This is a genomic window from Acuticoccus sp. I52.16.1 (assembly GCF_022865125.1).
Lineage (GTDB): Bacteria > Pseudomonadota > Alphaproteobacteria > Rhizobiales > Amorphaceae > Acuticoccus.
In genome coordinates, this window is the sequence record NZ_CP094828.1 from 4,490,636 (window position 1) to 4,516,101 (window position 25,466).

General features: G+C 69.0%; 27 protein-coding genes, 1 tRNA gene and 1 other RNA gene. 21 read left to right on the top strand and 8 right to left on the bottom strand.

Annotation, left to right across the window (positions count from 1 at the left end; all coding sequences use genetic code 11):
• Positions 1-414 precede the first annotated feature (414 nt).
• Positions 415-939, top strand: a complete 525-nt coding sequence (locus MRB58_RS20210; RefSeq protein ID WP_244778882.1) for a superoxide dismutase family protein — start codon at positions 415-417, stop codon at positions 937-939.
• 154 nt (positions 940-1,093) lie between these two features.
• Here the strand turns inward: MRB58_RS20210 and MRB58_RS20215 are convergent, their stop codons facing one another.
• From MRB58_RS20215 to MRB58_RS20225, 3 genes are all read right to left on the bottom strand, one after another.
• Positions 1,094-3,250: an anthranilate synthase component I gene (locus MRB58_RS20215; RefSeq protein WP_244778883.1), complete on the bottom strand. Its 2,157-nt coding sequence runs from the start codon at positions 3,248-3,250 to the stop codon at positions 1,094-1,096.
• Between the two features lie 149 nt (positions 3,251-3,399).
• Positions 3,400-4,230: a hypothetical protein gene (locus tag MRB58_RS20220; RefSeq protein WP_244778884.1), complete on the bottom strand. Its 831-nt coding sequence runs from the start codon at positions 4,228-4,230 to the stop codon at positions 3,400-3,402.
• Between the two features lie 54 nt (positions 4,231-4,284).
• The gene (locus MRB58_RS20225) at positions 4,285-5,364 is read right to left on the bottom strand and encodes a YcaO-like family protein (protein ID WP_244778885.1); all 1,080 of its coding nucleotides are present in this window, start codon (positions 5,362-5,364) and stop codon (positions 4,285-4,287) included.
• A 272-nt stretch (positions 5,365-5,636) separates the two neighbouring features.
• On the opposite strand from MRB58_RS20225, the gene MRB58_RS20230 reads away from it, so the two are divergent.
• A complete protein-coding gene (locus MRB58_RS20230; RefSeq protein ID WP_244778886.1) occupies positions 5,637-5,942 on the top strand; it encodes a hypothetical protein in 306 nt (101 codons plus the stop codon).
• 152 nt (positions 5,943-6,094) lie between these two features.
• Here MRB58_RS20230 and MRB58_RS20235 read toward each other — a convergent pair whose 3' ends face one another.
• Complete coding sequence (locus tag MRB58_RS20235) at positions 6,095-7,873, bottom strand: bacterial transcriptional activator domain-containing protein (RefSeq protein WP_244778887.1); 1,779 nt, start codon at positions 7,871-7,873, stop codon at positions 6,095-6,097.
• Between the two features lie 374 nt (positions 7,874-8,247).
• Here MRB58_RS20235 and MRB58_RS20240 point away from each other — a divergent pair, with 374 nt between their 5' ends.
• The 4 genes from MRB58_RS20240 to MRB58_RS20255 all read left to right on the top strand — a co-directional run bounded on the left by MRB58_RS20240 (position 8,248) and on the right by MRB58_RS20255 (position 10,439).
• Positions 8,248-8,475, top strand: a complete 228-nt coding sequence (locus MRB58_RS20240) for a hypothetical protein (RefSeq protein ID WP_244778888.1) — start codon at positions 8,248-8,250, stop codon at positions 8,473-8,475.
• 81 nt (positions 8,476-8,556) lie between these two features.
• Complete coding sequence (locus MRB58_RS20245; RefSeq protein WP_244778889.1) at positions 8,557-8,970, top strand: helix-turn-helix domain-containing protein; 414 nt, start codon at positions 8,557-8,559, stop codon at positions 8,968-8,970.
• Positions 8,971-9,198: 228 nt separating this feature from the next.
• Entirely contained in the window at positions 9,199-9,738 is a 540-nt protein-coding gene (locus MRB58_RS20250) for a sigma-70 family RNA polymerase sigma factor (protein ID WP_244778890.1), read from the top strand.
• Positions 9,735-10,439 (top strand): anti-sigma factor domain-containing protein, encoded by a 705-nt coding sequence (locus MRB58_RS20255; protein ID WP_244778891.1) that lies wholly within the window; start codon positions 9,735-9,737, stop codon positions 10,437-10,439. The genes MRB58_RS20250 and MRB58_RS20255 overlap by 4 nt, the downstream gene beginning before the upstream one ends.
• Before the next feature lie 75 nt (positions 10,440-10,514).
• Here MRB58_RS20255 and MRB58_RS20260 read toward each other — a convergent pair whose 3' ends face one another.
• From MRB58_RS20260 to ssrA, 3 genes are all read right to left on the bottom strand, one after another.
• Entirely contained in the window at positions 10,515-10,979 is a 465-nt protein-coding gene (locus MRB58_RS20260) for a methylglyoxal synthase (protein ID WP_244778892.1), read from the bottom strand.
• Positions 10,979-11,518, bottom strand: a complete 540-nt coding sequence (locus tag MRB58_RS20265) for an SspB family protein (RefSeq protein WP_244778893.1) — start codon at positions 11,516-11,518, stop codon at positions 10,979-10,981. Before MRB58_RS20265 ends, MRB58_RS20260 begins: the two co-directional genes overlap by 1 nt.
• A gap of 196 nt (positions 11,519-11,714) precedes the next feature.
• Positions 11,715-12,074: a transfer-messenger RNA gene (gene ssrA / locus MRB58_RS20270) on the bottom strand.
• A 181-nt stretch (positions 12,075-12,255) separates the two neighbouring features.
• Here ssrA and MRB58_RS20275 point away from each other — a divergent pair.
• The 13 genes from MRB58_RS20275 to MRB58_RS20335 all read left to right on the top strand — a co-directional run bounded on the left by MRB58_RS20275 (position 12,256) and on the right by MRB58_RS20335 (position 23,442).
• Positions 12,256-13,062 (top strand): thymidylate synthase, encoded by an 807-nt coding sequence (locus MRB58_RS20275; protein WP_244778894.1) that lies wholly within the window; start codon positions 12,256-12,258, stop codon positions 13,060-13,062.
• Complete coding sequence (locus tag MRB58_RS20280; protein WP_244778895.1) at positions 13,059-13,559, top strand: dihydrofolate reductase; 501 nt, start codon at positions 13,059-13,061, stop codon at positions 13,557-13,559. The genes MRB58_RS20275 and MRB58_RS20280 overlap by 4 nt, the downstream gene beginning before the upstream one ends.
• 149 nt (positions 13,560-13,708) lie before the next feature.
• Positions 13,709-14,926: an FtsH protease activity modulator HflK gene (hflK, locus tag MRB58_RS20285; protein ID WP_244778896.1), complete on the top strand. Its 1,218-nt coding sequence runs from the start codon at positions 13,709-13,711 to the stop codon at positions 14,924-14,926.
• Positions 14,926-16,455, top strand: a complete 1,530-nt coding sequence (locus MRB58_RS20290; protein ID WP_244778897.1) for an SPFH domain-containing protein — start codon at positions 14,926-14,928, stop codon at positions 16,453-16,455. Before hflK ends, MRB58_RS20290 begins: the two co-directional genes overlap by 1 nt.
• On the top strand, positions 16,452-16,640 hold the full coding sequence (locus tag MRB58_RS20295) for a DUF2065 domain-containing protein (protein WP_244778898.1): 189 nt from the start codon (positions 16,452-16,454) through the stop codon (positions 16,638-16,640). The genes MRB58_RS20290 and MRB58_RS20295 overlap by 4 nt, the downstream gene beginning before the upstream one ends.
• A 21-nt stretch (positions 16,641-16,661) precedes the next feature.
• Positions 16,662-18,194: a Do family serine endopeptidase gene (locus MRB58_RS20300; RefSeq protein ID WP_244778899.1), complete on the top strand. Its 1,533-nt coding sequence runs from the start codon at positions 16,662-16,664 to the stop codon at positions 18,192-18,194.
• A gap of 29 nt (positions 18,195-18,223) precedes the next feature.
• On the top strand, positions 18,224-18,697 hold the full coding sequence (locus tag MRB58_RS20305; protein ID WP_244778900.1) for a hypothetical protein: 474 nt from the start codon (positions 18,224-18,226) through the stop codon (positions 18,695-18,697).
• Positions 18,694-19,146: a secondary thiamine-phosphate synthase enzyme YjbQ gene (locus MRB58_RS20310; RefSeq protein ID WP_244778901.1), complete on the top strand. Its 453-nt coding sequence runs from the start codon at positions 18,694-18,696 to the stop codon at positions 19,144-19,146. Before MRB58_RS20305 ends, MRB58_RS20310 begins: the two co-directional genes overlap by 4 nt.
• Positions 19,147-19,248: 102 nt before the next feature.
• Positions 19,249-19,455 (top strand): hypothetical protein, encoded by a 207-nt coding sequence (locus MRB58_RS20315; RefSeq protein ID WP_244778902.1) that lies wholly within the window; start codon positions 19,249-19,251, stop codon positions 19,453-19,455.
• A 492-nt stretch (positions 19,456-19,947) separates the two neighbouring features.
• Positions 19,948-20,787, top strand: a complete 840-nt coding sequence (phnC, locus tag MRB58_RS20320; protein WP_244778903.1) for a phosphonate ABC transporter ATP-binding protein — start codon at positions 19,948-19,950, stop codon at positions 20,785-20,787.
• A gap of 32 nt (positions 20,788-20,819) precedes the next feature.
• On the top strand, positions 20,820-21,821 hold the full coding sequence (gene phnD, locus MRB58_RS20325; RefSeq protein WP_244778904.1) for a phosphonate ABC transporter substrate-binding protein: 1,002 nt from the start codon (positions 20,820-20,822) through the stop codon (positions 21,819-21,821).
• Between the two features lie 69 nt (positions 21,822-21,890).
• Positions 21,891-22,721, top strand: a complete 831-nt coding sequence (gene phnE / locus MRB58_RS20330; protein WP_244778905.1) for a phosphonate ABC transporter, permease protein PhnE — start codon at positions 21,891-21,893, stop codon at positions 22,719-22,721.
• Positions 22,722-22,884: 163 nt separating this feature from the next.
• On the top strand, positions 22,885-23,442 hold the full coding sequence (locus MRB58_RS20335) for a gamma carbonic anhydrase family protein (protein WP_244778906.1): 558 nt from the start codon (positions 22,885-22,887) through the stop codon (positions 23,440-23,442).
• Positions 23,443-23,509: 67 nt separating this feature from the next.
• Here MRB58_RS20335 and MRB58_RS20340 read toward each other — a convergent pair whose 3' ends face one another.
• Positions 23,510-24,178, bottom strand: coding sequence for a hypothetical protein (locus tag MRB58_RS20340; RefSeq protein ID WP_244778907.1), 669 nt, complete (start codon positions 24,176-24,178; stop codon positions 23,510-23,512).
• A gap of 107 nt (positions 24,179-24,285) precedes the next feature.
• On the opposite strand from MRB58_RS20340, the gene MRB58_RS20345 reads away from it, so the two are divergent.
• Both MRB58_RS20345 and radC read left to right on the top strand, forming a co-directional pair.
• Positions 24,286-24,361, top strand: a tRNA-Ala gene (locus tag MRB58_RS20345).
• Between the two features lie 207 nt (positions 24,362-24,568).
• On the top strand, positions 24,569-25,459 hold the full coding sequence (gene radC / locus MRB58_RS20350; protein WP_244778908.1) for a DNA repair protein RadC: 891 nt from the start codon (positions 24,569-24,571) through the stop codon (positions 25,457-25,459).
• Positions 25,460-25,466: the final 7 nt, after the last annotated feature.

Genomic DNA, 25,466 nt, shown 5'->3' on the forward strand with positions numbered 1-25,466 from the left:
GATTCACCGAGCATCAAGCCTCGCTCCAGCAGATCATGTCATCGCGGCAATGCGGGGAGGACGTCTTTCCTCCACGCGTGCTCACTGGAGTGTGTGTCGTGCATTGGACATTGGAAACCGTGGCGTCGGTTGCGCCGAACGGCGCCTCGCGCCGCCTGCGCGTGTGGGCCCAGGCCTGCGCGACGACGGCCCTGAACCGGCTGCGGGATCGCTACCAGCCGGAGAAACATTATATGCGCGGTCCCGGCCCCGCGTGCCGGCGCAAGTTCGGCGCCCATCCGGCCGCGCGTCGCGGAGGCTGACAAGGGCGCGGCGCGCCGGAGTCACGATCCGTCGCACGCGGGGAACAGCGGGGTCGCGGCTCACGTTTTCCGAGTTAACGTGGCCGTTGGCCGCGAACACAGGAGACCCGCTATGCGCCATGCCCTTCTAGCCCTGAGCGCCGGTGCCGCATTGGTGGCTGCAAGCCTCAGCCCAGCCGCCGCTCAGGTGTCCGAGACCGCAGCCGGCAACATGATCAACGCGGACGGCGGCGAGATCGGTACGATCACCTTCCAGCAGACGCCCGCCGGTGTCCTCATCACCACCGATATTTCCGATCTGCCGGAAGGCGAGCACGGATTCCACATCCACGAGACCGGAAAGTGCGACGCGTCGGACGGCTTCAAGTCCGCCGGCGGGCACTACGCCGGCGGCATGAAGCACGGCTTCCTCGTCGAGGGTGGGCCGCACCCGGGCGACATGCCCAACGTCACCGTCGGCAGCGACGGCGTGCTGAAGGTCTCGGTGCTGAACACGATGGTGTCGGTCAAAGGCGGCGAGAACCCGCTTCTCGACGACGACGGATCGGCGCTGATGATCCACTCCGGCGCCGACGACTACGAATCGCAACCCGCTGGTGACGCCGGCAACCGCATCGCCTGCGCCGTCATCGAGTAGCCGCCGGCCTCGCCCCTCGTGCGTGACCTGCGCGGCGAGGGGCCGGGGCGGCGAGACGAGGCGAGGGCGTGCGACCGCAGCCGTCTGCGCTCCCGTCCTCGCTCAGGGCCGCGATCCCGCGCGACCCCGGCGAAAAGCGCCTGGGGCGGCCGTGCTACGCCGCCGCCTCCGAGGAGGGCGCCTTGTCGAGCAGCGCGGTGATGGCGTTCTCGAGGATCGCCATCCCCACATTGTTGCCGAGCGACATGATGCTTTCGGGGTGGAACTGTACCGCCATCATGGGCGCACTCTGGTGCTCAATCGCCATGATCGCTCCGTCCGGCGCCCGCGCGGTGACGACGAACTCCTTCGGCAGCGCATCCGGATCGGCGACCAGCGAGTGATAGCGGCCGACGGTGAGCGGGCCGGCGATCCCGTCGAACAGCCGCGATCCGGACTCGGTCACCAAGGTCGAGGGTTTGCCGTGCATCGGCGGGGCGAAGGCGAGCTTGCCGCCCTGCGATTCCACCATCGCCTGTAGGCCGAGGCACACGCCGAACACCGGCAGGCGCCGCGATTCGGCGAGATGGATCGTAGCCGTACAGTCGAAGTCGGACGGGATGCCGGGGCCGGGCGACATCACCACGATATCGGGCTTGATGCGGGCGAAGGTCGCGCGGTCGACCGGGGAGCGCAAGGTCACGACCTCCAGCCCGCAGCGGCGCAGGTAGCCGGCGAGCGTGTGGACGAACGAATCGTCATGGTCGACCAGAAGCGCGCGTTTGCCTGCGCCCGGCGGCGACTTGCGCGCTGCGGTCACCCGGTCTGCGCCCTCGCCGCGGATCGCCGCCCGCATCGCCGAAGCCTTGAGGACGGTCTCCTCTTCCTCCGCGTCCGCGTCCGAATCGGCCAGCACCGTCGCGCCGGCGCGCACCTCCGCCACGCCGTCGCGAATGTGGACGGTGCGCAGGGTCAGCCCGGTATTGAGGTCGCCGTTGAGGTGCACGAGCCCCACCGCGCCGCCGTACCAGGCGCGCGGGCTGCGCTCGTTCGCCTCGATGAAGGTCATCGCGCGGCGCTTGGGGGCGCCGGTCACCGTCACCGCCCAGGCGTGGGAGAGGAAGGCGTCCAGCGCGTCGCGATCCTGCAGCAGGATGCCCTCGATGTGGTCCACCGTGTGGATCAGGCGCGAGTACATCTCGATCTGTCGCCGGCCGAGGACACGCACCGACTCCGGCTCGCACACGCGGCTCTTGTCGTTGCGGTCGACGTCCGAGCACATCGTCAGCTCGGTCTCGTCCTTGGTGGAGTTGAGCAGCTTGCGGATCTGCTCTTCGTCCTCGATCGCGTCACGCCCGCGCTTGATCGTGCCGGAGATCGGGCACGTCTCGACCCGCCGGCCCGTGACGCGCACGAACATCTCCGGCGAGGCGCCGACCAGGAACTCGTCCTCGCCCAGGTTGATGAAGAAGCCGTAGGGCGAGGGGTTGATTCGCGTCAGCCGCCGCATGATCGCCGACGGCGCATCCGCCAGCGGGTCGCGGAAGGTCTGGCTCGGCACCACCTCGAAGAGGTCGCCGCGCTTGAAGTAGTCGAACGCGCGGCGGACGGTGTCGGCATATTCGCCGGGCTTGTGGTCGTCCTCGGCGGCATTGCGCTTGGAGGCGAGCGGGCGGGGCGAGGGCACCCGCGGCACCCCGTCGGTGCTCTCCTCGTCGAACAGGAACTCGTAGGAGGCGACCGTCGCCTGTTTGGCGTAGTGGTCGACCGCGAGGATCTCGTCGGGGAAATAGAGGACGAAGTCGCGCTGACTGTCGGGTCGCTCCAGCACCAGCGGGATCGGGTCGAACTGCAAGGCGAGGTCGTAGCCGAAGGCGCCGGCGAAGCCGAGCTGCGCGTCCTCCGGCGTGGCGAAGAAGGCGCGCAGGGCGCGAAGCGCGGTGAACGCGGTGGGCCTGCGCGACCGGTCTTCCTCGAACAGCAACTCGTCGTGCGGCTCGGGGACGATCGTCGTCACCACGTCGCCGTCGCGCGTCGCCCGCAGGTCGGCGGCGGTGAAGGCGGCCTGTGCGGCGGACAGCAGCGGCCGGCCACGCGGGTTGAGCGCCTTGACCGTGACCTTGCGTCCCTTGGCCTCGACCACCAGCGGTGGGTCGACCAGGGCGAAGTCCCATCGGATATAGCGGCCGGGAAACTCGTAGCTCGATGTGAAGACGCAGCCGCGCTCGTGGTCGAGCCGGGTGATCCACCGATCGAGCGCGGTGTCATGGTCGACGAGCTGATCGGTCCGGGTGATCCCGACACCGCCAGCGGTGGTAAACGTATATGTCATTGTTGGCCTCGCGGATGAGGCGCCCGGCCGTCCGGGGCATGCGGCGGACGCTGCCGCTCCGGGCCCCTTGAGTCAACGCTCCGGCGGAGATCGGCGTCGCGGCGTGGCCTGCGGGCCACCGCCGGCCGATGCGGGCGCGCGCCGAGGGGTCAAAGCGTGCGCATGACGATGTCGAGGATCGCCTTTTGCGTGGCGCCGTCGCCGTGCGCGGCCTCGACGTTGGCGTAGGGGATGCCGTTGGCGGCGGCGTAGTGCGAGAGCGAGCAATCGGTCTTCGCCAGGTCCACCGTCTCCACCATCACGTTGACGCCGGCCGCGTTCAGTCGCTGCACCTGATTGCGTACGGACTTGGCGCCGTCGCGGCTGGCGAGGATCACCATCGCGTCCTCGCCCGCCAGCGGCCCGGAGGCGGGGAAGGCCTCGGCCCCGGCATAGGGCGAGCGGATCGAGATCGTGCCGCTGCCGCCGGTCCTGGCCGATCCCCGGCTATTGGTATGGAGGCCGACGATCGGCCGTCCGCCCGGCAGCATCGCGGCGACGAATTGCGGGCTGCGCCCCGCCTTGCCGCAGGAGAGCCGCCCCCCGTCGAAATTGCGATTGGGGTCGATGCGGCCGTTGAAGCGCGCGCCGCCGGTCTCCACCATCGCCACCGTCCCGCCGTACCGCTTCAATGCCGCGGCGGCGGTGGCGAGGGCGGCGTTCTCGTCGTCGTGCGGCACCACGAAGAGGGGCCCGCTCCCATTGCGGAAGGTCTGGATCGTCCAGCTCTCGCCTCCCTCGGAGAATGTCACCGCGTCGGCGCAGGCCGAGCCGAAGACGGCGAGGTCGTCGTCGCGGTCGGCGAGTGAGGCCGGCGTGGCGCAGCCGCCCCCGCCCCCGCCCGCGGACCCACCGCCGCCGACGCACCCCGCGAGCAGCAGGGTCAGAAGGAGCGCAGCGCCCGGACCGGCGAGGCGGGGCGAGCGGCGGTGGCGTATCATGGGCGTCGTCCTCAGAGGGCTTCGGGACCGATGTAGCGGACTTCGCGTCCGGCGCTAAATCACGAATGGGACGGGGTTGAGGTCGCCCTCGGCGAGGCGCGGATGTCCGAACGCGACCGGCACGTCGTAGAGGCGGCCGGGGGCGAACCGCGGCTGCCAGTCCCGCAGCGTGCGCGAGACGACCTTGGCGACGGGGATGGCGAACTCGTCCGTCGTGAGGTCGACCACCGCGACATCGATCCGGCGGCGTTCCAGCGCGGCGAGGAGGTCGTCCCAGGTGGTGACGGAGGGGAGCGGCGCGCCGCCTTCGCCCTGGAGTTCGGGCGCGGCGAAGGCGTCGGTCGCCTCGGACCAGGCGAGGAGCGGGGGCGGCGCGGGGGGCGAGGCACCGGTCTGCGCGGCGCGCATGTGGGCGAGGCCGACTTCGCCCTGCAGCATCTCGAGCACGGCCGCGGTGACGGCCGCGGCCGTGTCGAGGCGGGCCGCGGCGCCGATGGCCGGGCGGCGCCCGTCCGGCGCGGCGGAGAGGGCGACGACGGCGGGAACGGGCAGATCGGTCTCGGCGAGGAGGCACCAGGTGCGGCGCCGGCGCCCGGCGATCCAGCCGGCGAGCGGGGCGGGGAGGGCCGCCGTCATCGCCGCCTGTGACATGCGGCGCGCCGGGAGGCGGTTGTACCACCAGATCGCCACCGCATCGCGCTCGATGCATTCCAGCAGGCCGGCGCGGGTGGCGGCGTCGAAGCGGGTGTGCGCCGCCGTCCCGGTGGACGTGCCCATAACCGGGGGCCATCCGCGGCGCAGGTCCTCGTCGACGAACGCGGCGCTGGCGGGCACCGGAAACCGCGCGCCGGTGACGAGGTCGACCGCGGGGAGGGCCGCGCTGTCGACAAATAGGTCGCTATCGGCGCCGCATTCGTGCATTGTAGCGCCGGCTTCGGCCAGCTGTGCGGCACTCAAGTGCCAATAGGCGTTTCCGGGGGCCGGCGTTCGGGTGCCGGGGGCGACCGGCACGGCCCGCGGGTCGTGCGGGCGCTGCGCCAGGAGGCTGGCCCGCTCGATCGCCTCGAAGATCGCCCCCATCTGGGCATCCTCCAGGGTGAGGCCGCGGCCGGCGGAAACGCCCCAGCCGTGCATCCAATGCGGCGCGGCTCCGGCCATCCGCGGCCGGGCGACGACGAACGATGCCGGACAATCGGCAAGAACGGCGCGAACCAGCGACAGGTCCGCGTTTTCGAGGTTCCCAGCGGCAAGGGGCAGACTTACGATCCGACCCAGTCGGGAATCACGTTTCAGATTCAAAGCGGACCGTCGCGTGAGGCATCGGGGCCCCTCAAATTGACATGGCGTCGATTGAGGTGTCGGATCGCGAGACGCAGTCTAATCCGCCACAATGCATAGGAGAAGGCATGGCGCGCATCCCGGTGAAACGGACGGCCATCAACACGATCGGCAAGGCCTTTGGCGAGGCGGCGAACGACCCTCGAAAGCGCGAGGCCTTCCGCGCCGACCCGGTGGGGTACCTGCGATCCTGCGGCATCGCCGAGGAAAGCCTCGCGGGTCTCAACGTCGTGCTGCACGAGGACGACGACAGCACGCTGCATTTCGTCCTGCCGTCGCGCGTCGATGCGCAGCGCCTGGAAGGGGAAGACCAAGAGTACCTCAACGCGCTGGGCACCGCCGCCGTCCTCGGCTGCTGCCGCCCGGTGATCTGACCCACACGTGATCTGCCGGACGCGTGATCTGACCGGCCGGTAATTCGCCTGGCCGGTGACAAGGCCGGCGCGGTTCCGTCCCCCTCGCGACACGAAATGCCCGCCCCTGCGAGACTCGCGAGGGCGGGCATTTCGTGTCGCGACGGTGCGGGCTACATCGCCGCGTCGACAGGAAGGCCCGCGCGTTCCAGCGAGGAGAACATGCGCCGCCGCACCGATGCGTCGCGGTGCATGTTGGTGGAGACCAGCCACTTGGACAGGGTCGAGCCGTCGATCTTGGAGTAGGGCTCGGCCTGACGCAGTTCGCGCTCGAAGCGCACTCGCGCGGCGCCGGCGGCCTTCATGTCGTTGCGTTCGGCCTGTGCGGCGACCATCAATGTGGCGGTGTGCATGCTCTCCGGCGCGCGGCGCAGGTACTCGATGCACTGCCCCAGATCTCCCCGCAGGTAGGCGATGTTGGCGAGGTAGGCATAGAAATAGGCCGGCGTGTAGCGACCCGACAGCGCGATCGCCTTCTCCGCCAGCGACTGCGCCGTCGTCACGTTGCCAGCGTAGGCGTTCGCTTCGGCCGCGGCGACGACGGTGGCGGCGGAGTAGGGGTTCAGCGCGACCGCGTCCTGGAAGGAGAGGAGCGCGGTGTCGTGCTCGTTGGCCTGCATGCGCATCCAGCCCAGCACGACGTGGTTGAACGGCTCCAGCGCGTCGAGGGCGATGGCCTGCAATGCCGCCTCGCGCGCCCGCTCCTGATCGGCACGCGCCAGCTGCGCGCTGGTCGGGATCGTCAGCCGGCGGATCATCAACAGCGAGCTGATCGACGAGTGGACCAGGCTGAGGCGCTTGCCTTCCTCCTCGTTCGCCAACCCCTCCAGAATCGGCAGCGCGGCCCGCGCGGACGCTTCGCTCCATTGGGTGAGGAGCTGGTAGGCCTCGAGCCAGCGGTCGAACGGCGAGGCGCAGGTGCGCGGCCGCTCGTCCATGATGATGTCCTGCTCCAGGCTGTTGATCGCCGTCGCGATGATCGTCTCGGCCGAGCTCCGATCGTCCAGGCACTCGTAGCTGATGCGAACGCACGACACCGTGTCCTGCCGCCGCGCGTTGACGCAGCGCAGGTAGATCGACTTGGCCCGCGGCTCGTCCCACAGCAGCAGGCGGTAGTCGTGGTCGAGCGCGTCGGAGAAGCCGACGCGGCTGATCAGGCCGTTGTCGCGCCCGTCGACATCGTCGCGATCGTCACGCTCGAAGCAGCGCACCGAGCGGAAGCGCGTCAGCTGGTGGATCACCTCCGAGTGGGCGAAGCTGAGAAGGTCAGGCACCGCCTGGTTGCCCTGGCGCGCGCGAATCAGCGCCACGTGCGGGCGGTCGGCGTAGCGTTTGGGCTGATAGTCGGCGTGCGGCTGGGGCAGCGATTCGGGGCGCACCTGGCCCGTCGCCTTGCGCACCGCGTCGACCAGCTCTTCGGACGGGGCGAGGTCCAATTCCTTCAGCGCGTGGGTGTATGTGCGCAATTGTCGCGCCGCCGCGGCGCGCTGTCCGTCGCGCAGAAGGAGGCGCAAGAGGCGCTCGTTGGCCTCCGAATCGGACGGCTCGATGGCGATCAACAGCTCGCACGCCGCGATTTGCAGTGTCAGCGGCGTCGTGGCCTCCGGCATGGAATCGAGCCGCTTGCCCAAGCACTTATGCGTGACACTGACGGTTTCGGCCCGAAACTGCGCGATCCACTCGTCGAACAGCGCCTCACCGGTTTCCAGGTCCGCCAGCGGGATGCCGCGCCACAGGCGGGCGGCTTCGCGGTAGGCCCGCTCGGTTCCCGCACCGAGGCAACGGTTGAAGGTCGCGAGGTCGGATCGGGTGGGGTCGCCGGCGAACCAGGCGTGCGCGCGATCGGACCCGATCAGCGGCGCCGTGACCTCGTTGGCGCGAAGCAGAGACAAGGACTTGCGCAGCGACGCGCGCGCGGCCTCGGCATCGTTGTCGCCCCAAAGTAAGGCGGCGAGGTGGCTGCGCTCGATGTGACGGCCACCATTGGCGATAAGATAAAGACAAAGTGCAGCAGATTTACGACTAGGAAATTCTACCCTCTCGGTGCCGATCGTCAAAGACGGCGTACCTAGTAATCGGATCTGAAGCCCGGAAGGCGTGGTCATCATGGTGTCGCGTACCGTTAGAGCTGAACACACCGCTGAACCAGTACAGTTTGGTTCAGCGACACTTGATCTATGCCAAACCGACAAGTTTCACGATGAAATCACGATGACATAATATGTATGTGCTGTCACGTCGGGTTGACGGCTAAAGGAGCTACTAAATGTCAGGTTGTTTTCAGGCCCCGCAGAATAGCGAACGCGTCACCATGCTCAACGACCGGGAGGTGCTGAGCCGCCTGATCGAGTACGCGCGGGCCGAAGCGGAGGGGGGCGGCGAGGTCATTTGCGCGCAGCTGTTGTCGGCGGCGCTGCTCGCGCTCGAGCTGTCGCCCGAGGACGCCAACCGCTGGTGCCTCGATCAGGTCACCGAACCGCTGAGGATGACGTAAGGACCGACCCGATCACCAACACGCCGGTGCGCGAAGGTCGATCCTCGTATTTGCTTGGAAGTCAAGAAAACGAGGGACGGAATGATTGAACAGATTCTAGATGGCAGCCTGTGTCCGGTCGAAATGACGGGACGTCGCGACACGTTCCTTGCGGACGTCGGCGCGCGGGTGAAATTGAAGCGCAACAAATGTCGTATTTCGAGACGTGTGCTGTCCGAGCGCAGCGGGGTGTCCGAGCGCTTCTTGGCACAGCTCGAGCACGGCAAGGGTAATATCTCGATCGTGCGTCTGAAGGCTGTGGCCGATGCGCTGGATACCTCGCTGGCCGAGCTGGTGCGCGACGAACGCGGCACGATCCGCGATGAGCCACCCGAAGCGCCGGAATGGCGTGCTCATCCCGGCGCGATCGCCGACCTCTACCGCCATGCCACGGCGCGCGACCAGGCTCTCGTGATCGAGCTGCTGGTCGGCTCGCGGCGCCCGGTACCGGCCTGATCGCGGCCCGGCCGTAGATCGCGCCGCCCGCGGTCGCCGAGCCGATTGTCTCTGCGCTTGTTCACGGCTATGGCTAGCGCGTTGTTGTAGAACGCGCGGCCGTTGGCAGTGTGACGCCCGATTGCGGGGCGATGGCAGGCAAGCGGCCGAAGCTCGGGCGCCCTGTCAGCGCGGCGGTTGCGACCGTCGGTCATCGCCGGCCCATGCGGCAATCTGGGGCGCCGGGCGATGGACGAAGCCAGTCTCGAACAGCTTCTGGGAAAGACCGCGCTCGGGGACCGTCGCGCCTTCGAGGCGCTCTACGAGAAGTCCAATGCGAAGCTTTTCGCGCTCTGCCTGCGTATCCTTCAAGACAAGGCCGAGGCGGAGGATGCGATGCAGGACGCATATGTGAAGATCTGGCGCTATGCCGAGCGCTACGCGGCCTCGCGCGCGAGTGCGAGCACGTGGATGATCGCCATCACCCGCAACCAGTGCATCGACCGGTTGCGCACCAAGCGCGCGCCCGGCGCCGCGCTCGATGCGGCCGAGAACGTCGCCGACGCGGCGATGCGGCCGGACCAGAAGGCGCTCGCCGGCGACGAGGCGCAGCGGCTGATCGACTGCATCAACGGCCTGGGCGACGCCGACGGGCGGATGGTGCGGATCGCATATTTCGGCGGTGTGACCTACAAAGCACTCGCCGAGCGTGACGGGACGCCGCTCGGCACGGTGAAAAGCCGGATGCGGCGCGCGCTCGCCGCGCTGAAGGAGTGCTTGACGCGATGAGCCTCAGCGACGGCGACCACATCGACGCCGGCGAATATGCGCTCGGCCTGGAGGCCAACCCCGAGCGGCGCCGCTTCGAGGCGGCGCTGATCGACGATCCGGAGCTGTCGCAGGCGGTCTGGAGCTGGGAGGAGCGGTTCCGCCCGCTCGCCGATGCGCTGCGGCCGCGGCCGGCGCCGCGCCGGGTCTGGCGCGCGGTCGCCTCACGCCTGTTCGGCGCCGACGAGCGCGCCATGCGCAAGGCGCGCCGGGCGATCGCCTTCTGGCGCGACGCGGCCTTGGTCTTCATGACGGTCGCCGGAATCACGGCCGCCTCGTTGGTGGTGATCGTCGTGCGGCCCGATCTCGTCGGGCTCGGCGGCGGCCCGCGCGCGGAGGACTGGATCGCGGCGATCGTCCGGCTCGACGGCACGATCGCGCTGGCGCGGGTCGATGACGAAGGCCGCCTGGTCGCCGAGCCGGTGCCCACGGTGGGGCCGGATCGCTCGGCCGAGCTGTGGCTGGTTCCGCCCTCCGGGGTGCCGGTCTCCCTGGGCCTCCTCGACGCGGTGCAGCGCTCTCACCTCGCCCTCCCGCCCGAGGCGTTCGACCTGATGGACGCCAGCGCCGAGTTCGTGGTCACGTCCGAGCCGGCCGGCGGTTCGCCCACCGGCCAGCCGACCGGCGAGCGCCTGGGCTCCGGCTCGCTGACGCAGATCTGAACGCGGCGCCTCCGTCGGCGGAGGCGCCCTCGTCTCATCCCGATTCGCTTCGGAACGGCGCTGCCGCCCGGCCGGTCAGCTCAGCTCGACGTCCTTGCGCGCGTCGAGGCGCCGGCGGGCGGAGGGGAGCGCGGCCTGGGCGTGCGGGCGGCGGTAGGTGCGGCTCATCAGCTCGGAGCGGATGAGAAAGTCGGCCGATGCTTCGTTGATGGCGACGGCCGTCTGCGCCAGCGTCGCCACGCGCCAGATCGGCGCCGGGTCGACATCGTGCGGCTGGCGCGTCACCGGATCGGTGAAGAAGATCAAGATGTCGATCGCGCCCTCGGCGATCATCGCGCCGAGCTCCATGTCGCCCCCCAGCGCGCCGGAGCGCACGAGGTCGACGCCGAGGTTGGTCTCTTGCAGGAGGAGCTGGCCGGTATTGCCGGTCGCCGTCAGATGATGGCGCGACAGGTTCCGCTCGTTGGCGAAGGCCCAGGCCACGAGCGCCGGCTTCACGGCGTCGTGTGCCGAGAGCGCGATGCGCTTCTGGATGTCCACTATGGTTTCTTCCGGAAGGCGTCGAGCGAGACCACCTCGGCGCCCTCGGTCGGTTTGTCGTCGTCCTCGTCGGCCTCGGGCTCGGGGGTGGACTGCGCTTCCGTGGCGGGGGCGGGGATGCCGGCGGTGCCGGGGACGACACCGGCGGGCAGCTCGGACACCGCGTCGGAGCCCTGGTTGGCGGTCGCCGGGTCGAACTGCAGCCCGAACTGGACGGAGGGATCGAAAAAGCCCTTCACCGCCGCGTAGGGCACCAGCAGCCGCTCCGGCACGCCGCCGAAGGAGAGGCCGACCTCGAAGCCGTGCTCGGAGACGGCGAGGTCCCAGAACTGGTGCTGCAGGACGACGGTCATCTCCTCCGGATGCTGCTGGCGCAGCCGCGAGGACATGCGCACGCCCGGCGCGGTCGTGTCGAACGCGATGTAGAAGTGATGCTCGCCGGGCAGCCCACCTTCCGCGACCTCGCGCATCACCTTGCGCACGACACCGCGCAAGGCGTCCTGCACCAGAACGTCGTATCGGATCAGATCGTCTGCCACGATCGCGCCTCCTTCGGTCCGGGATAGGTAGCGCAGCGACTGGCGCAATCCAACACACGAATGCAGGGAACTGGCGCCACCCACGACGATTTTCCGCGGCCGAGCGTCTCAGCCGGCTACGGATCGCGGCCGAAACGATCGCGCGCGGACACATAGGGAGCGGACACATAGGGAGCGGACACATAGGGGAGAGGGAAGTGGGGGCTTCTGTTGCCAGGTGCCTCCCGACCCCGCCTCCTACTTGCGGTAGGAGGACTTAAATTGAGGTGTCGCGCCGCTTACGCAGCGAGACGGGCCTCAGCATAGTTGTCATTCGCAACTACAAAGATGGCCCGATGTCGGTGGTACCATGCCGAGCGAAAAAAACGTCTTTAGACCCTCGTCGATCCTATTTCGCCCCCGCCGAAACGGCCCGCCGCGAATGCGGGTCACTTGGGTGGAGGCGCCGGGTACCGCCCCCGGGTCCGAAAGGCTTATTGCACGTCTCGTTTATCGCCATAGCCAACCGTCGCTGGCAGGATCGAATATAGGCGATGGCGCGCCCGAGGAGAAGGGGGGCGGCGTGCCGCGATGGACGCCGCGGTGGGCTGTGGGCAAGCCTGCAACACAGTGGACAGGGTGGCGCGCCCCCTTGAACCGACCCGGCCGGCGGCCTGATGTGTCTGCCCGGCGGCAGAGCGGCCCGCCGTTCGACCCAGACGCGGCGACGCCCGGCCACAGACGAAGGTGACCCGACGGTGAAAAGCTACCACGACCTTCTGCGGCGCATTCTCGGCGAGGGCGTGCGTCAGGCCGACCGGACCGGCGTCGGCACGCTGTCGGTATTCGGCCATCAGACGCGTTACGACCTTTCCGAGGGGTTGCCGCTGGTCACGACCAAGCGGGTGCACATGAAGTCCGTCGTCGCCGAGCTGTTGTGGTTCGTCGCCGGTGAAACCAACGCCGACCAGCTGCGGGCCCGCGGCGCGACGATCTGGGACGAGTGGGCGGATGCGGACGGCGAGCTCGGCCCGGTCTACGGCCGGCAGTGGCGCGCGTGGCCGACCGAGCGCGGCCCGGTCGACCAGCTCGCCCGCGTGGTGGAGCAGATCCGCACCGACCCCGCCTCGCGCCGGCACATCGTCTCCGCCTGGAACGTGTCGCAGCTGGACGAGATGGCGTTGCCGCCATGCCATCTCCTCTTCCAGTTCCACGTGGCGCCGCAGGCGGACGGACCCGGGCGGCTTTCGTGCCAGGTCTATCAGCGCTCGGCCGACGTCTTCCTCGGGGTGCCGTTCAACATCGCCTCCTATGCGATCCTGACGCATATGGTCGCGCACGCCACCGGGCTGGTGGCCGGCGACCTCGTCCATACCCTCGGCGACGCACACATATATTTGAACCATATGGCGCAGGTCGAAGAACAACTCTCGCGCGAGCCGCGGCCGCTGCCGACGCTCGACCTGTCGACCGCCCCGCGCGACCTCTTCGCCATCGCGGCGGAGCACATCCAGGTGCGCGGCTACGACCCGCACCCGGCGATCAAGGCTCCGGTCGCGGTGTGAGTTTGCGGGGCGAGGGCGCGGCCGCGTCGATCATCATGGTGGCGGCGGTGGCGCGCAACGGCGTGATCGGCCGCGACGGTGACCTGCCCTGGCGCATCCCCTCGGACTTGAAGCATTTCAAGGCGTTGACCCTGGGGCGCACGGTCGTCATGGGGCGTCGGACCTGGGAAGAGCTGGGCAAACCGCTGCCGCGGCGGCGCAACCTCGTCGTCACCTCGCGCACGATAGAGGGGGTGGAGACGGTGCCCTCGCTGCCGGCCGCGCTGGCGGCGGCGCGGGGCCCGGTGGCGCTGATCGGCGGCCACGCGATCTACGCCGAAGGCATGGACCATGCCGACGAGATTCACCTCACCCGCGTGGACGGCGCGCCCAACGGCGACACGGTGTTTCCGGCGATCGATCCGGCACGGTTCCGACGGGTCGCCACGGTGCCCGGGGAGAGGGGACCGCGAGATGAGTATGGATTCCAATTCGAAACCTACGTAAGGTTGTCGTGACCGGCTTGATTGCGACTGCGGTCTCCCTCGGCCTATAAGGGCACGCGCAGGGCGCGCGTTTCGCCGCGTTTGCGGAGAAGATCAGCATCATTATGTGCGCTTAGGGCTTCGCGCCCGGCATCAAGGCAGAGGCGGCAGAGGGAGCAAGAATGCCCTGGAATAACCAGTCGGGCGGTAAGGGCGGTGGTCCTTGGGGGGGTGGCGACGGCCCGTGGGGTAACGGACCGAACCGGCCCAACAACCCATGGGGCAACGGCCCGCAGCGTGGCGGCGGACAGGATCCGCAGAATTCGCCCGACCTCGAGGAGCTGCTCCGCCGCAGCCAGGACCGGCTGAAGCGGGTCTTTCCGGGCAGGCGCGGCGGCGGCGGGCCGGGGGGCGGCGGCGGTGGCCCGTCGCTCGGCGGCATCGGTGCGCGCGGCATCGCCCTGGCGGCGATCGTCGTGGCGGTGATCTACGGCCTGACCGGCATCTACACGGTCCGCCCGGGCGAGGTCGGCGTCGAGTTGGTGCTCGGCCGCCATGTCGGCAACACCATGCCGGGCCTCAACTACAATGTCCCATACCCGTTCGGTGAGGTCTTTACGCCGGACGTGCTGCGCATCCGCGAGCTCGTCATCGGCACGCGCGGCAACGGGCGCGGCGCCACGACCGACGTTCCCGCCGAAAGCCTGATGCTGACCGGCGACGAGAACATCGTCGACATCGACTTCAAGGTGCAGTGGCAGATCAACCGCGACCATCCGGCCAACTTCCTCTTCAACATCGAGGATCCGGAAGGCACGGTGAAGCAGGTCGCCGAAAGCGCGATGCGCGAGGTCGTCGGCCGGCGCAACATCCAGCCGATCCTGACCCAGGAGCGCCAGCAGATTCAGCTCGCCGTGCAGCAACTGATGCAGCAGACGCTCGACGAGTATCAGGCCGGCATCACCATCACCCAGGTGCAGATGCAGAAGGTCGACCCGCCCGAGCAGGTGATCGACGCCTTCCGCGACGTCCAGGCCGCCCGCGCCGACCAGGAGACCGCGCAGAACCGCGCCGACGCCTACGCCAACGAGGTCGTGCCGGAGGCCCGCGGTGAGGCGGCGCAGATCGTCGAGCAGTCACAGGCCTATCGCGATCAGGTCGTCGCCGAGGCGACCGGTCAGGCCGACCGCTTCCTCTCCGTGTACGAGGAATATGCCAAGGCGCCCGAGGTGACGCGCCAGCGCATCTACCTGGAGACGCTGGAACGCGTGTTCTCCAAGACCGACAAGATCATCATCGATCAGGGTGCGGGCTCCGGCGTCGTGCCGTATCTTCCGCTCGACCGTATGAACCGCGCTCCGAGCACGACCACCAACTCGAACGCGCAGGGGAATCGTTGATGCGTGCCGGTCTCGTCGTTTTCGCCATCGTCGTCGTCGCGGCGGTGGTGGCCGCGCTCAACGCACTCTTCATCATCAACCCGACGCAGCAGGCGCTGGTCCTGCAATTCGGTCAGGTGAAGAACACCATCCGTGAGCCCGGCCTCAATGTGAAAGTGCCGTTCATTCAGGACGTGATGATCCTCGACAAGCGGATCCTCGACCTCAACGTCCCGGCGCAGGAAATCATCGCCGCCGACCAGAAGCGCCTCGTGGTGGACGCGTTCATGCGCTACCGCATCCGCAACCCGGTCGAGTTCTTCCAGACGGTGAACAACGTCAACGAAGGCTCGCAGCGTCTCAACACCTTCGTCCAGGCCTCGCTGCGGGCCGTCCTGGCCGACGCGACCTTCACCGACATCGTGCGCGACAATCGCCCTGATCTGATGCAGCGCATCAAGCAGGACGTGGCGGCGCGTGCGGAGGCGATCGGCGTCGAGATCATCGACGTGAAGATCCGCCGTGCGGATCTGCCGGAGGCCAACTCCGCGGCGATCTATCGGCGGATGCAGACCGAGCGCGAGCAGGAAGCGCGCGAGATCCGCGCCCAGGGCGCCGAGGCGGCCCGCCGCATCGAGGCGGCCGCGGACCGCACCGCGACGGTGCTGCGCGCCGAGGCACGGCGTCAGTCCGAGCAGATCCGAGGCGAGGGCGACGCGAAGAAGAGCGCCATCTTCGCCGCCGCGTTCTCGCTCGATCCGGACTTTTTCGACTTCTACCGCTCGATGCAGGCCTACGAACAGGGTCTGAGCGCACAGGATACGCGCCTCGTGCTGTCGCCGGACACGGACTTCTTCCGCTATCTCGGCGACCCGCGCGGCGCACCGCGTCGCGGCGGCGTCAACGAGGGTCTGGCGGCGACGCCGCGGGCCGCCGCCCCCGCCGGCGAGGCCGAGCCCGACGGCGAGGCCGCGCAGGGCGAGGCGCCGGATGCCGGGGTGATCGTCGAGGAAGAGGTCGAGCCGCAAGCCGCGCTCGACGACGAGGAGAGCCGAGCCAAGGCCGAGGGCGTGCGCCAGCAGATCGAGGAGATCGCCGGCGACGTCACCGCGGTGGAGCCGGTCGTCGGCACGTCGGCCCTGTCGGCCGACAGTGGCGACATCGGCGCGGCCCTGCAGCAGGAGTCGGAGGCGACGGCGACGGGCGAAGACACCGACGCCGGCGGATCGACGTCCGGCGCCGTCCCGGCCGACGAGGCGTCGACCGAGGCCGCCGTCGACACCGCGGAGCCGGCGCCGTCGGACGCCGCGAACGCGGCCGCCGAGGGCACCCTGGGCGAGGACGTCCCGCAGGAGGACATCCCCGCGATGTCCGACCCCGACGAAAATGACTCCGCCTCCAGCGAGGCGGCCAGCGAAACCGCCCCGGCGGCCACGGATGCGACGGCGGGCGAAGCGCCCTCCGACGCGACGACGGCGACCGGGTCCGGCGACACGAACGCGGCGGATGCCACGGGCGACGAGGCCGACGAGACGACCGCTCGCGAGTGAGCGACCTCGTCTCGGCGATCGGTCTCGTCCTGGTGCTGGAGGGTGCGTTGTACGCTCTGGCGCCGGGGGCGATGCGTGGCATGATGGCCAAACTGACGACGACCCCGGACGATGTGCTGCGCGTCACCGGGCTCGTCGCAGCGGTGGTCGGCGTGGTTCTGGTGTGGATCGTAAGGGCCGCGTAGCGCGGCGCCGGGAGGAGCTTCATGAGCCTGATCACCCGTCAATTGTGCGCCGCCGTGACCGGCGCCCTGCTGGCGATCTCCCCGATGGCCGCCACGACCTATCCGGCGTGGGCCCAGGACCAGGGGCCTCGCTCCGTCGCCGACCTCGCCGATTCGCTGCTGGGTTCCGTCGTCAACGTCTCCACCACCGAACGCGTGGTCGCCGAACGGTCCGCCCCGATGCCGGGCGGCGAGGAGGCGGAGGAGGGCGAGGACGACGCCGAGGAGCCCTACCGCGACTTCTTCGAGGACTTCTTCGGCGAGGACGGCCCGCCGCAGCGCCGGCGCGCCCAGTCCATGGGTTCGGGCTTCGTCATCTCGGCGGATGGCTACGTCGTCACCAACAACCACGTCATCAAGGATGCCGAGGCGGTGGTGGTGAACTTCGCCGACGGCACGGTGCTCGACGCCGAGATCGTCGGCCGCGACCCCAAGACCGACATCGCGCTCCTCAAGGTGGAGCCCGAAACGCCGCTCAATCCGCTCGACTTTGCCTCCACCGAGAACCTGCGCGTGGGCGACTGGGTGATGGCGATCGGCAACCCGTTCGGCCTGGGCGGGACGGTGACCATCGGCATCGTCTCGGCGCGCAACCGCAATCTGCGCTCCGGCCCCTACGACAACTTCATCCAGACGGACGCGGCCATCAACCAGGGCAACTCCGGCGGGCCGCTGTTCAACATGGGCGGCGACGTGGTGGGCATCAACACGGCCATCATCTCGCGCTCCGGCGGCTCGGTGGGCATCGGCTTCGCGATCCCGGCGGAGATCGCCACCGCGGTGATCGACCAGCTGCGCCAATATGGCGAGACGCGGCGCGGCTGGCTCGGCGTGCGCCTGCAGAAGATCACGCCGGAACTCGCCACGAGCCTCGGCCTCGACAAGCCGCGCGGCGCGTTCGTCGCGGGGGTGACGGCCGGCGGCCCGGCCGAGACGTCCGGCCTGCAGACCGGCGACGTGGTGCTGAGCTACGACGGCCACCCCATCGCCGAGATGCGCGAGCTGCCACTCCTGGTGGCGCAGACCGAGATCGACAGCTCGGTCGACGTCGGCGTGCTGCGCGAGGGCGAGGAGATCACCGTGGCGGTGACGATCGGCCTGCTGGAAGAGGACCAGGCCCGCGCCGAGCCGGAGCTGGCGACGACGCCCGAGGCCGAGGCTGAAGAGCCGGCGACCGAGGCGCCGACCGCCGTCGACCCGGCGTCCGAGGCCAAGATGACCCTGCTGGGCATGGGCCTGTCGCCCCTGACCGACGAGCTGCGCCAGACCTACGACATCGCCGCCGAGGTCGCCGGGGTGATCGTCGTCGACATCGAGGCGGGGAGCCTCGCGGCCGAGAAGCGGATCTCGGCGGGCGACGTGATCATCGAGGTCGGCCAAAAGCCTGTCACCACGCCGCAGGAGGTGGCCGACCAGGTCGAGGCGCTGAAAGAGCGGAACCGCAACACCGCGCTCCTGACGCTGTCCAGCGCCAACGGAGCGCTGCGCTTCACGGCGCTGCGTATCGAACAGTAACGGCCGCGCGGCGGCGGCGAGGGGGAAGCATGGCGACGAGACACGGAGCGGCCCCGGCGATGCTGGCCGCGATCCTGGCGCTCCCGGCGGTGACGCCGGCCGCGGCGCAGTCCGCGGGGCGCTATCAGCTCGAGCGCTCCGGCGCCAACGTCCTGCGGCTCGACCGGGACACCGGCGAGATCGCCTCCTGCCGTGACGACGGGACGGCCTGGCAATGCAAGACGCTGGTCGAGGCCGACCCCGCCGACGGCACGTCCGCCGAGATGGCGGCCGAAAACCGGCGCCTCGCGGAGCGCGTCGCGGTGCTGGAGCGGCGCCTCGGCCGGATCATCGCGATCGCCGACGGCCGCGACGACGCCGCCGCGACCATCGCCGACGCCGAGCAGCCCGCCTTCGACGCGGCCAAGGTCCGGCGCGACATCGACGAAGCGGCCGAGATCACGGTCTACGCGGTCAACCGGTTCCGCGGCCTCGTCGAAGCGTTGACGGCTGAGGAGCGTTGATCCACGTCGAGACCCTGGGGGAGGCGCCGGTCGAGCGTATGGTGCGCGGCCGGGTGGACGTTGCCACCGACGGCCCCGGCATGACGGACGTGACCGCCGCGCTCTCCACCTTCGTGCGCGACAATGCACTGCGCGACGGCGTGCTGACCGCGTTCGTCGTCCACACCACCGCCTCGCTCACCGTCCAGGAGAACGCCGACCCGGACGTGCAGTCCGACCTCCTCGCCGCGCTGGGCCGGCTGGCCCCGCGCGGCGCCCGCTATGCGCATAGCGTGGAGGGAGCGGACGACATGCCCGGGCACATCAAGGCCATGCTGAGCGACACCTCTATCTCTGTCGCGGTGGCGGACGGGCGTCTGCAACTGGGGACCTGGCAGGCGCTCTATCTCATCGAGCACCGCGACCGCCGGCACACCCGCACGATCACACTCGATTTCATCGGCCGGTAATCAACGTAAAATTTAGACGCGATGATATTCAAGGTTGCTATTCGTGGCAATCCGTTGCTAGCGTCCTCGAAGTCCGGTTCGTGGGTTGAGAGGTCCGTGCCGATGCTGAGGCAAAGCCCACCCTTCCACCAGGGTGATCACGGTGATCCGGGAGGCGGTTCGGGAGAGCCGTACGACCTGGCGGACGTGGCTGCCGAGATCGATAGCGAGCTTCAGGCGGCCATCGAGTACAAGATCGCGACCAGCGGCCTCGCCGGGGTGGCGACGGTGCTGCAACTCCTCAACGAGGCCGTGCGCCGCCACGTCTGACACGCCCGGCCGCCCCGCCGCGCCAGATCCACCGCGCCAGCCACCGCCGCGCCAGCCCGCACCGCGCCGCGCCCATCGCGCTCGCCCCCGCCGCGCCGCCCCATCGCGCTCGCACGACCGCTCCCGCCCTCGTCGACATCGACCGCCAGCCGTGGCCGGCCACCGGCTGCTCGAACGCCGCCGGCTGACCCATCGCCCCCACGCCACGCATTCGGGGCGCCGGTCACGGCCGGTGCCGAACCCGTCCGACGCCCGGCGCCGATGTCGTCACGCGGCCTGAATCATAGCCTCTCGCGCTGCGTCCATTGCCTGTGCGGGGCGCCGTCGATGCCCTTCGGGCGCCCCGGTTCGGGCGGCGGCGGGGCGAGGGGGCCCGGCGTCGGACGAAGCAGCCGCGGTCTCAGGTGTCTCGGCTGTCATCCAACCGTCACCAGACCGGCACATATCCGTTAACTCCGGCGGATATGGGAGCACCTGAAACACGAGGTGCCCATGGCGAGTGTCCGCGTTGCGCAGCTATCGAAGACGTTCGGCGGCCAGAAGGCCCTGAACCGCATCTCCCTGTCCGTGGAGTCGGGCGAGATGGTGGCGCTGATCGGGGCATCGGGCTCCGGCAAGTCGACCCTCATCCGCCACATTGCCGGCCTCGTGCGCGGCGACAGCGGTGACGGCGAGATCGCGATCGGCGAGCGCGTCATGCAGCAGCGGGGCCGCCTCGCCGCGGACGCGAAGGCGATCCGCCGCGGCGTCGGCGTCGTCTTCCAGCAGTTCAACCTGGTGAACCGTCTCGCGGTGATGACCAACGTGCTGGTCGGCCTGCTGGGGCAGATGCCGCAGTGGCGCGGCACGCTCGGCCTCTTCACCAGGGACGAGAAGTCGACCGCGCTCGCCGCGCTGGACCGGGTCGGGATCGCCCACACCGCTGGCCGCCGTGCCTCAACCCTGTCCGGCGGGCAGCAGCAGCGCGCGGCGATCGCCCGCGCCCTGGTGCAGAAGGCGAGCGTCATCCTCGCCGACGAGCCGATCGCCTCGTTGGACCCGGCTTCGGCGAAGACGGTGATGGAGGCCCTCGCCACCATCAATCGCGACGAGGGGATCACGATCCTCGTCTCGCTCCATCAGGTCGAATATGCGCGTCGCTACTGCCCGCGCACCATCGCCCTGCGGGACGGTGAGATCGCCTTCGACGGCCCGTCGACGGCGTTGACCCCGGCCTTTCTCAAAGAGCTTTACGGCGAGGCGTCCGACGAGCTGGTGCTGCCCGATGCACCGCTGCGGATGGACACCTCTCGCGAAGGGATCATCCACGGCCCGACCCTGGCCACGGCCTGATCCACAAAATCGACATCACGAGGAGAAGCACGATGAACATCGTCAAGACGCTGGGCGCGGCCGCCCTGTCGCTCGCGCTGGCGGCGCCGGCCGTGGCGCAAGAGGTGAGCGAGATCAACTTCGGCATCATCTCCACCGAGTCGCAGCAGAATCTGCGCACCCAGTGGGAGCCGTTCCTGGAAGACATGGAGTCGGCCATCGGCATGCCGGTCAACGCGTTCTTCGCGTCCGACTATGCCGGCGTCATCGAGGGCATGCGCTTCGACAAGGTGCAGGTCGCCTGGTTCGGCAACAAGTCGGCCATGGAAGCGGTGGACCGTTCGGACGGCGAGATCTTCGTGCAGACCGTCGATTCGTCCGGCAACCCCGGCTACTGGTCGCTGATCCTCGCGCCGAAGGATTCCGAGCTGAACTCGCTCGACGACCTCCTGAAGTGCGACGGCTCGCTGAACTTCGGCCTCGGTGACCCGAACTCCACGTCCGGCTTCCTGGTGCCGACCACCTTCGTGTTCGCCGCCAACGGCGTCGACCCGAAGGAGTGCTTCAAGAACGTGACGAACGCCAACCACGAGACCAACGCCATGGCGGTCGCCAACGGCCAGGTCGACGCGGCGGCGAACAACACCGAGAACCTCGCCCGCATCGAGGCCAACAACCCGGCCGCCTTCGACAAGATCAAGATCATCTGGAAGTCGCCGCTGATCCCGGCCGATCCGATCGTGTGGCGCAAGGACCTGCCGGCCGACGTGAAGGAGAAGATCAAGACCTTCTTCGTGACCTACGGCACCGACGAGACCGCCGGCGACAAGGCCGCCGAGCTTGAAATCCTCGAGGGCCTCGCCTGGGCGCCGTTCCGCGAGTCCACCAACGACCAGCTGCTGCCGATCCGCGTGATGGAGATCGCCAAGGAGCAGGCCAAGGTCCAGTCCGACGACAAGCTGTCGGACGAGGAGAAGGCCGCGAAGGTCGAAGAGCTCGAGGCGCAGAAGAAAGAGTTCCAGGCGCAGATCGACGCCAACGACACGCAGGGCTGATCGCCCCGCTGTCCCTGCGGCAACGACCGGCGGCGGGCTTCGGCTCGCCGTCTTTTTTGTGAGGTTGAGATGAGCCAGACGGTCACCAACGGGACGGGTCCCTCCAGCCTGCCGCCGCGCAAGCTGGAGCTGCGGCGCGACTGGTCGCGCACGCTGTTCAACGCGGCGGTGTGGATCGTACTGATCGCGCTGCTGGCGTGGAGTTGGTACCCGTCGGAAATGGACCGGTGGACCTTCCTGTTCACCGACTTCGACAATATGCGCCAGTACGCGGCCGAGTTCACCGAGCCCGATTTCTCCGAGTGGCGCTACTACGTGCGCGAGATGGTCGTGACGGTACAGATCGCGGTCTGGGGCACGGCGCTGGCGGTGGTGTTCTCGGTGCCGTTCGGCATCCTGTCGTCACACAACATGGTGCCTTGGTACATCTGGCAGCCGGTGCGCCGGCTGATGGACGCCTTCCGCGCCATCCACGAGATCGTCTGGGCTGTGCTCTTCGTCGTCGCCGTCGGGCTCGGGCCGTTCGCGGGTGTGATGGCGCTGTTCATTCACACCACGGGCATCCTCGCCAAGCTGTTCTCGGAGGCGGTCGAGGCGATCGACCCGCGGCCGGTGGAGGGGATCCGCGCCACCGGCGCGACGCGCGTGCAGGAGGTGGTGTTCGGCGTCATCCCGCAGGTGCTGCCGCTGTGGATGAGCTACACGCTCTACCGCTACGAATCGAACGTGCGCTCGGCGACGGTGCTGGGCGTGATCGGCGCCGGCGGCATCGGCCAGATCCTGTTCGAATCGATTCGCGGCTTCTACTACGCGCAGTCCGCGGCGATCATCATCGTCGTCGTCCTGACCGTGTCGCTGACGGACATCCTGTCCCAGCAGCTGCGCCGGATGGTGACCTAGAGCCGCTGGCGTTCCGTCGATCTCGATCGAGCGAAAGGCAGAGTAGGTCGAAGAGCGGGGTGGGGCGAAGGGCGGGGTGGGTTGAAGGGCGCGAGCCCGCGGCCCATCATCGGGCGACACAAGACGCCGGCCGCGAGACCGGCCAGCCTTCGGAGGACCCCCCATGCCGCTCTACGAACTCAACGGCGTTCGCCCGACCCTTCCTGCGTCCGGTTCGGTGTGGATCGCGCCGGGCGCGCATGTGATGGGCGACGTGGTGCTCGGCGAGCGGACCGGCGTGTGGTTCGGCGCCGTGCTGCGTGGCGACAACACGACCATCACCATCGGCGAAGGCACCAATATCCAGGACCACGTGATGGTGCATGTGGATCCGGGCTACCCGGCGACTCTCGGCAAGGGGTGCACGGTGGGGCACCGGGCGATCATCCACGGTTGCACGATCGGCGACAATACGCTGATCGGGATGGGGGCGATCGTCCTCAACGGCGCCAGGATCGGCAACAACTGCATCATCGGCGCCGGCGCGCTGATCACCGAGGGCAAGGAGATCCCGGACGGCAGCCTCGTCGTCGGCACGCCCGGCAAGGTGATTCGCCAGCTCGATGACGCGGCGGCCGAGCAGCTCAAGCGCCAGGCGCTGAGTTATGTCGGCAACGCCGAGAAATTCATGACCGGCCTGCGCGAAATCGAGATGCAGGCCGCCAACCGCACGGCCGCCTGACGCGGCCGCGTGATGAAGCCGCCTGACGCGGCCGCGTGATGAAGCCGCCTGACGCGGCCGCCGGGTCTCAGTGCGTGGTCCAGACCGGCTCGTCGGCGGCGGCCTCGGTGAGGCGCAGGTGCAGTGTGCGGTCCGGCACGGTGCCGTTGACCAGCGACTGGTAGAGCCCGGTATTGGCCGGCGCGCGGCCATATTCGGCGAACGCGTCCGGGTTGAGGTCGTCCGGGCCGAGGCCGAGCTTGGCGGCGATCGCCTCGGCGAAGGCCTCCGGATGCTCCCCGAAGCCGATGGTGACGGGGAGGGCGGCGAGGTCGGCGACGATGCGGTCGATCTCGGTGCCGACGCCGGCTTTGCGCAGCGAGCGCATCATCGCCTCGGTCGATTCCATCACCGGCAGGATACGCTCGTCGATCGCCTCGCGCAGGTTGAACGTGTGCGGCAGCCAGTGGAGCTGGTGGCGCGCCTGCCGCTCCCAGGCGTTCCAGGTGTTGAGCATCCGCAGCACCGGATCGCCGGCGACGGTGGCATACCCGGTGACACCTTTCATCTTCAGCGCGTCGTCGAGCGTGAACCGGCCGCCGACGAGATCATATTTTTCCGGCGCGTCCGGCGCCTTGAGGTCCTTCATCGTGGCGTTCCGGCCCAGCCAGCCGACGCGATTGGCGCTCAAAGCCTTGGTAAATGCCTGGAACGCCCCGCGTCCTGCGGAGAAGGGAATCTCGATGAAGACGATCACGTGCGGTCCTTCGCTCGGGTCTCAGACTGGCCTGAGGTCATCCTCAGGTGCAAACACCGCCGATGCTTGTTGACTTTGGCGTCTCAGGCTCGCATATCGGCGCGCACGGGGCCGTAGCTCAGTTGGGAGAGCGCTGCAATCGCACTGCAGAGGTCAGGGGTTCGAATCCCCTCGGCTCCACCACTGAATGTGGCTCGATCGTGATCCCCGCACACTTCGTCTTCCCGGCACCGCTCCCGCGGCGTAGCGCCGGCTGACGCCATCCCTCGCCGCATCGCTGCGAATCGAGGCCGATTCGTGGCGGCGGGGCGGACCGCTCCGGCACTATACCCTTGATTGTTGGGCGGATGATTGCGCGCTAAGGTAGCCGCCTGGGGGCGGGCTGCGCACATGTCACACGGCGAGTGGAATGAGGCGGGGGAGGATGCGGCGGCGCCGTTCGGGCTGAGCGAGCAGGCCGTGCGCGCGTTCGACACCACCGTGGCGCGGGCCGTCCCGTCGCGGCCGCGGCGTGTCGAGGGGCCGATCGACCCGGCGCCCCCCGTCACCGAGTTTCCGGCCGATCGTCCGGCGCGCGCCGACCGGACGCCTCGTCGCAGTGCCGCCGAACGGCCGCATTATTGGGGACACCGCCAACGGGTTCGCGAGCGTTTCGCCGCCGGCGGCGGAGAGAGCATGCCCGATTACGAGGTGGTCGAGATGCTGCTCTTCAACGCGGTGCCGAAGGTCGACGTGAAGCCCCTCGCCAAGACGCTGCTGGAAGATTTCGGTGGGATCGAGCAACTCCTCACCGCCTCGCGCGAGGAGCTGGCGGCGCATCCGAAGGTGGATCACTGGATCGTCCACCAGTTCAAGCTGGCGGAGCTGATCGCGCAGCGCCTCGCCAAGGTCCGGTTGCGGGATGCGATCAGCTTCGATTCGCGCGACGCGGTGAAGGACTATTGCCGCACGATCATGGCCCACCACCGCGTCGAGCACTTCCGCGTCCTCTTCCTGGGGACCAAGAACGAGCTGATCGCCGACGAGGAGCAGGGCCGCGGCACGGTGAACCACACGCCCGCCTATCCGCGCGAAGTGGTGAAGCGCGCGTTGCAGCACAACGCGGTGGGCGTCTTCCTCATCCACAACCACCCCTCCGGCGACCCCACGCCCTCGCGCCAGGACATCCGCCTGACCGAGACCATCAGGGCCGCGCTCGAGACCGTCGGCATCAAGCTCTACGATCACCTCATCATCGGCCGCGGCGCCGAGACCAGCCTTGCCGAGCTGGGGGTGATCTGACGACCGG